General features: G+C 70.0%; 6 protein-coding genes and 2 pseudogenes. 4 read left to right on the top strand and 4 right to left on the bottom strand.

Annotated elements, in window-relative coordinates; all coding sequences use genetic code 11:
• The 3 genes and pseudogenes from FUT87_RS30905 to FUT87_RS19045 all read right to left on the bottom strand — a co-directional run.
• Positions 1 to 202: pseudogene (locus FUT87_RS30905) on the bottom strand (hypothetical protein); the annotation flags it as partial.
• Positions 199 to 999, bottom strand: a complete 801-nt coding sequence (locus tag FUT87_RS19050) for an SDR family oxidoreductase (RefSeq protein ID WP_147242044.1) — start codon at positions 997 to 999, stop codon at positions 199 to 201. The gene FUT87_RS19050 and the pseudogene FUT87_RS30905, both read right to left, overlap by 4 nt.
• 74 nt (positions 1,000 to 1,073) lie before the next feature.
• Positions 1,074 to 1,535 (bottom strand): hypothetical protein, encoded by a 462-nt coding sequence (locus FUT87_RS19045; RefSeq protein WP_147242043.1) that lies wholly within the window; start codon positions 1,533 to 1,535, stop codon positions 1,074 to 1,076.
• Between the two features lie 161 nt (positions 1,536 to 1,696).
• Between FUT87_RS19045 and FUT87_RS19040 the strand changes: the two genes are divergently transcribed.
• Entirely contained in the window at positions 1,697 to 2,215 is a 519-nt protein-coding gene (locus tag FUT87_RS19040; RefSeq protein WP_091724523.1) for a hemerythrin domain-containing protein, read from the top strand.
• A 48-nt stretch (positions 2,216 to 2,263) separates the two neighbouring features.
• Here FUT87_RS19040 and FUT87_RS19035 read toward each other — a convergent pair whose 3' ends face one another.
• Entirely contained in the window at positions 2,264 to 2,725 is a 462-nt protein-coding gene (locus FUT87_RS19035; RefSeq protein ID WP_091724524.1) for a DUF421 domain-containing protein, read from the bottom strand.
• Between FUT87_RS19035 and FUT87_RS19030 the strand changes: the two genes are divergently transcribed.
• The 3 genes and pseudogenes from FUT87_RS19030 to FUT87_RS31790 all read left to right on the top strand — a co-directional run.
• Positions 2,711 to 2,980, top strand: coding sequence for a hypothetical protein (locus FUT87_RS19030; protein WP_147241788.1), 270 nt, complete (start codon positions 2,711 to 2,713; stop codon positions 2,978 to 2,980). The genes FUT87_RS19035 and FUT87_RS19030 overlap by 15 nt on opposite strands.
• Complete coding sequence (locus FUT87_RS19025; RefSeq protein ID WP_147242042.1) at positions 2,968 to 4,146, top strand: zinc-dependent alcohol dehydrogenase; 1,179 nt, start codon at positions 2,968 to 2,970, stop codon at positions 4,144 to 4,146. The genes FUT87_RS19030 and FUT87_RS19025 overlap by 13 nt, the downstream gene beginning before the upstream one ends.
• 35 nt (positions 4,147 to 4,181) lie before the next feature.
• Positions 4,182 to 4,290: pseudogene (locus FUT87_RS31790) on the top strand (oxidoreductase); the annotation flags it as partial.

The raw sequence follows: 4,290 nt of genomic DNA, 5'->3' as shown, positions 1-4,290 counted from the left end.
CCGCCAGCGCCTGGCCGGCGCCCGGCATGAAGCGCAGCTGCGCCGGGTCGACGTTGTAGGGCACGTTCTCGATCAGCGTGCCGTCCTTGTCGATGAACAGGCAGGGGCGCAGCGCGCCGGCGGGCAGGCGCTCGCCGGGCGCCGCGCTCAGGTCCAGGTCCTGCACCGGCAGCATGCTGATGGGGTCGGGCGGCGTGGTCACGGCCAGGAGGTCTCTTGGGTGGGCAGGACGGTGAGTTCCGGGATCACCGTGCCCTCGGGCTGCTGCAGCACCCAGCGCACCGCGCGCGCGACGTTCATCGGGTCCTGCAGCTTGCTCTCGTCGATGCCGGGGAAGCGGTCCAGCAGGAAGGGCGTGCGCATGCCGCCGGCGACGATGGCGGAGACCCGCACCTGCTTGTCCCGCAGCTCGGCGTGCAGCGCATGCGACAGGCCCAGCAGGCCCCACTTGGTCGCGTGGTAGGCGCTGGCATTGGGCCAGGCGCGCTTGGAGGCGGTCGAGGCGATGTTGACGATGTGGCCGCCGCGCGGCTGCGTCAGCATCCGCGCCGAGGCGTACTTGGTCATCAGCAGCGGGCCCGAGAGGTTGGTGTTGAGCACGCGCTGCCAGTCCTCGACGGCCAGTTCCGACAGCGGCGCGGTGACGTCCACCGCGGCGTTGTTGATCAGCACGTCCAGCCGGCCGAAGTCGCGCACCGCGCTGGCCACGACCTCCTCGCACTGGCGCGGGTCGGAGACGTCCAGCGCGACGGGCACCGCCTCGATGTCGCGCTCGGCCAGCAGCGCGGCGCGGTCGCGGGCGCGGCCCAGGTCGATGTCGGCGATCAGCACGCGCATGCCGGCTTCGCCCAGCGTCTGCGCGATCGCGGCGCCCAGGCCGCGGCTGCCACCGGTGATCAGCGCGACCTGGCCGTGCAGGCTGGCGGCGTCCGCGGCGGGCGTGGTGGAGGGGACGGTGGCCGGCGCGGTGGACGCGGCCGTCGAGGGACTGTCGATCATGGGGAACTCCGGCGGAGGGTGGGTGAAATCGGACAGGGAGAACGGGTAAGGGGAACGGGCAGGGGCGCGGCGCGTCAGCGCGCCGCTTCGGCGGCGATCCAGGCGCGGGCGCGCAGCTGGACCGCGGCCATCATCGAGAAGCACTCGTCCCAGATCGGGAAGGCGCCGCTGGCGGCGACCACCAGGCCGTCCAGCCAGACGCCGCCCCACAGCACCGCGTCGTCGGTGCTCAGGCGGTGCGGCTCCAGCAGCTGCAGCCGCCGGCTGTCCATCCGGTGGCGCCAGGACAGCAGCGCCTTGCGGCGGGCGTAGTCGGCGTAGTCCACGTCCCAGCGGGCGCGGTCGCCGATCGAGTGCTCCAGCAGCAAGCGCGGCTCGGAGGCGCCGTCGCCGCAGGGCACCGAAGGATCGAGCACGACCAGGTGCAGGACGCCGAGGCCGCTGACCTCCGGCGAGGCCAGTTGGGCGGCGATCGCCGGCGTGATCGCGTCGAGCGCGGCCTGGGCAAGGTCGGGAGTCAGGAAGCGGCTGCTCATCGGGGTGTCCGGTGGGGGAAGGAAAAGTCGGACCTTCGTTCAGCAAGGCGCATACCCGCGCCGCGCGTGCCCGGCATGCTGGGCATCACGCTTGCCATCGAGAGATTCCGGCGCGCCGTGTGGCGCGTCATCCCAGCACATCCACAGCCAGGAGAATCCCCATGCCTTCTTCCACGACCGCGGCCTCGAGCCGGAAAACCACCGCGCGGCGCGCCACCACGGCCCGGACGAAGACGCCCGACGCCATCGCCCTGCTGCGCGCCGACCACAAGGAGGTCAGCGAGCTCTTCGAGCAGTTCGAGAAGTCGCGCTCGGCCGCCAAGAAGCAGCAGCTCGTCGCCCAGATCTGCACGGCCCTGACGGTGCATGCGCAGATCGAGGAGGAGATCTTCTATCCCGAGGTGCAGGCCGCGCTGAAGGACAAGGAGCTGGTCCCCGAGGCCCGCGTCGAGCACCAGAGCATCAAGGACCTGATCGCGGCGGTGCAGGGCGTCGAGCCCGATGGCGAGGACTACGACGCCAAGGTCAAGGTCATGAGCGAGTGGGTCAAGCACCACGTCAAGGAGGAACAGAACGAGATGTTCCCCAAGGCGAAGAAAGCCGGGCTGGACCTGGCCGAGCTCGGCGAGCGGCTGCAGCAGCGCAAGGACGAGTTGATGGCCGAGCAGCAGACGCACTGAACGTCCGCGGCGGGCCCGGGGCGGGCCCGCTTCGCGGTGGCCGGCAGCTCACTTCTTCTGGACGATGCTGATGCTGCCGTCGCTCTCCAGGATGGCGATCTTGACGTCGGCGAGCGAGCAGTCCGCTTCGCGCAGCGCCTTCTCGACATCCAGGTCGCTGAGCCGGTGCCGACGGATCACCTCGGGAAACCACTGGCCATCGCGGCCGATCAGCACCGGCGATCCCTCCAGCAGCCGCTCGACACGCCGGCTGCGCGAGCCGAAGAAGCCCATCAGGCCGTTCATCACGATCAGCGCGCCAGCCACGATCCAGGCGCCGGTCACCGATTCCTCGCCGCCGCTCAGGCCATTGCTGACGGCCTCGCTCAGCAGCATGACCACCAGCAGGTCGAACGGTGTGAACTGGCCCACGGTGCGCTTGCCGGAGAGCCGCACCATGATCAGCAGCGCGAAGTAGATCAGCGCGGCGCGCGCCAGCAGTTCCCAGGGACTGACTTGCAGGTCGAACATCGAATCCATCGCTCCGAAGCGCCTTTCGGCGACACCTCGTCGAGGCAAAGGCGGTGCCTGCAACACCGCCGGGCGGCGGGGACGCGCTTCCTTGCCGTCAACGCGTCGGCAGCGAATGCCGACCCGCATCGCGGCGTGCTGATCGGAGGCGCCGCTGGCCTGGAAGAAGCCCGCTCGCGGCGGGCCCTGCGGTTGCCGGATTCGGTGCAAACCCCGCTGTCATCGATGAAGAAAGGCTTCCCATGCTTGCCCTGACCTACCACGGCGCCCATGACGTGCGCGTCGAGACGGTGCCCGATCCGGTGCTCGCCGCCGACGACGACATCCTGCTGCGTGTCACCGCGACGGCGATCTGCGGGTCCGACCTGCACATCTACCGCGGCAAGATCCCCGACATGAAGGACGGGGACATCCTCGGCCACGAGTTCATGGGCGTGGTGGAGGAGGTCGGCCGCGGCGTGACGAAGCTGCGGCGCGGCGACCGGGTGGTCGTGCCCTTCACCATCTCCTGCGGCGACTGCTTCTTCTGCGGCCGCAAGCTGTTCGCTGCCTGCGAGAACACCAATCCCGGCCGCGGCGCGATCCTGAACAAGAAGGACATCCGCGCCGGCGCGGGCCTGTTCGGCTACAGCCACCTGTACGGCGGGTATCCCGGCGGCCAGGCGCAGTACGTGCGGGTGCCCAAGGCCGACGTCGGCCCGCTGGTGATCCCGGACACGCAGCTGAGCGACGAGCAGGTGCTCTTCCTGTCCGACATCCTGCCCACCGGCTACCAGGCGGCGCTGAACGCGCAGGTGACGGCGGGCTCGACGATCGCGATCTTCGGCGCCGGGCCGGTCGGCATGATGGCGGCGGCCAGCGCGCGGCTGCTCGGCGCCGAGCGCATCTTCATGGTGGACCACCATCCCTACCGGCTGGCCTTCGCCAAGGAGACCTACGGCGTGCTGCCGATCGACTTCGACCAGATCGACGATCCGGCGGCTTTCATCATCGAGCAGACCGACCACCGCGGCGTCGACGCGTCGATCGACGCCGTCGGCTTCGAGGCCAAGGGCAGCACGGTGGAGACGGTGCTGTCGACGCTCAAGCTCGAGGGCTCCAGCGGCACCTCGCTGCGCTGGGCGATCGCGGCGACGCGCCGCGGCGGCATCGTCAGCGTGCCTGGCGTCTATGCCGGGTTCATCCACGGCTTCCTGTTCGGCGACGCCTTCGAGAAGGGGCTGAGCTTCACCAGCGGCCAGACGCATGCGCAGCGCTTCATGCCCGAGCTGCTGCGCCACATCGAGCGCGGCGAGCTCAAGCCCGACCTGATCGTCAGCCACCGGATGCCGCTGGTCGAGGCGGCGCGCGGTTACGAGATCTTCAACAAGAAGGAAGAGGACTGCCGCAAGGTGGTGCTGACGCCGTTCGGGCTCAGCTGAGCCGTCTTCCGATCCATGTTTCCAAGGAGTCCACGATGAACGACACCTCCGGACGGCCGCTGGCCGTCGTGACCGGCGCGTCCAGCGGCATCGGCCGCGAGCTCGCGCTCGAATGCGCCCGCCATGGCTACGACCTGCTGATCG

Source organism: Mitsuaria sp. TWR114 (assembly GCF_007997345.1).
The sequence above is the reverse complement of the archived record's forward strand: the minus strand, read 5'-3'. Positions and strand labels throughout refer to the sequence as shown.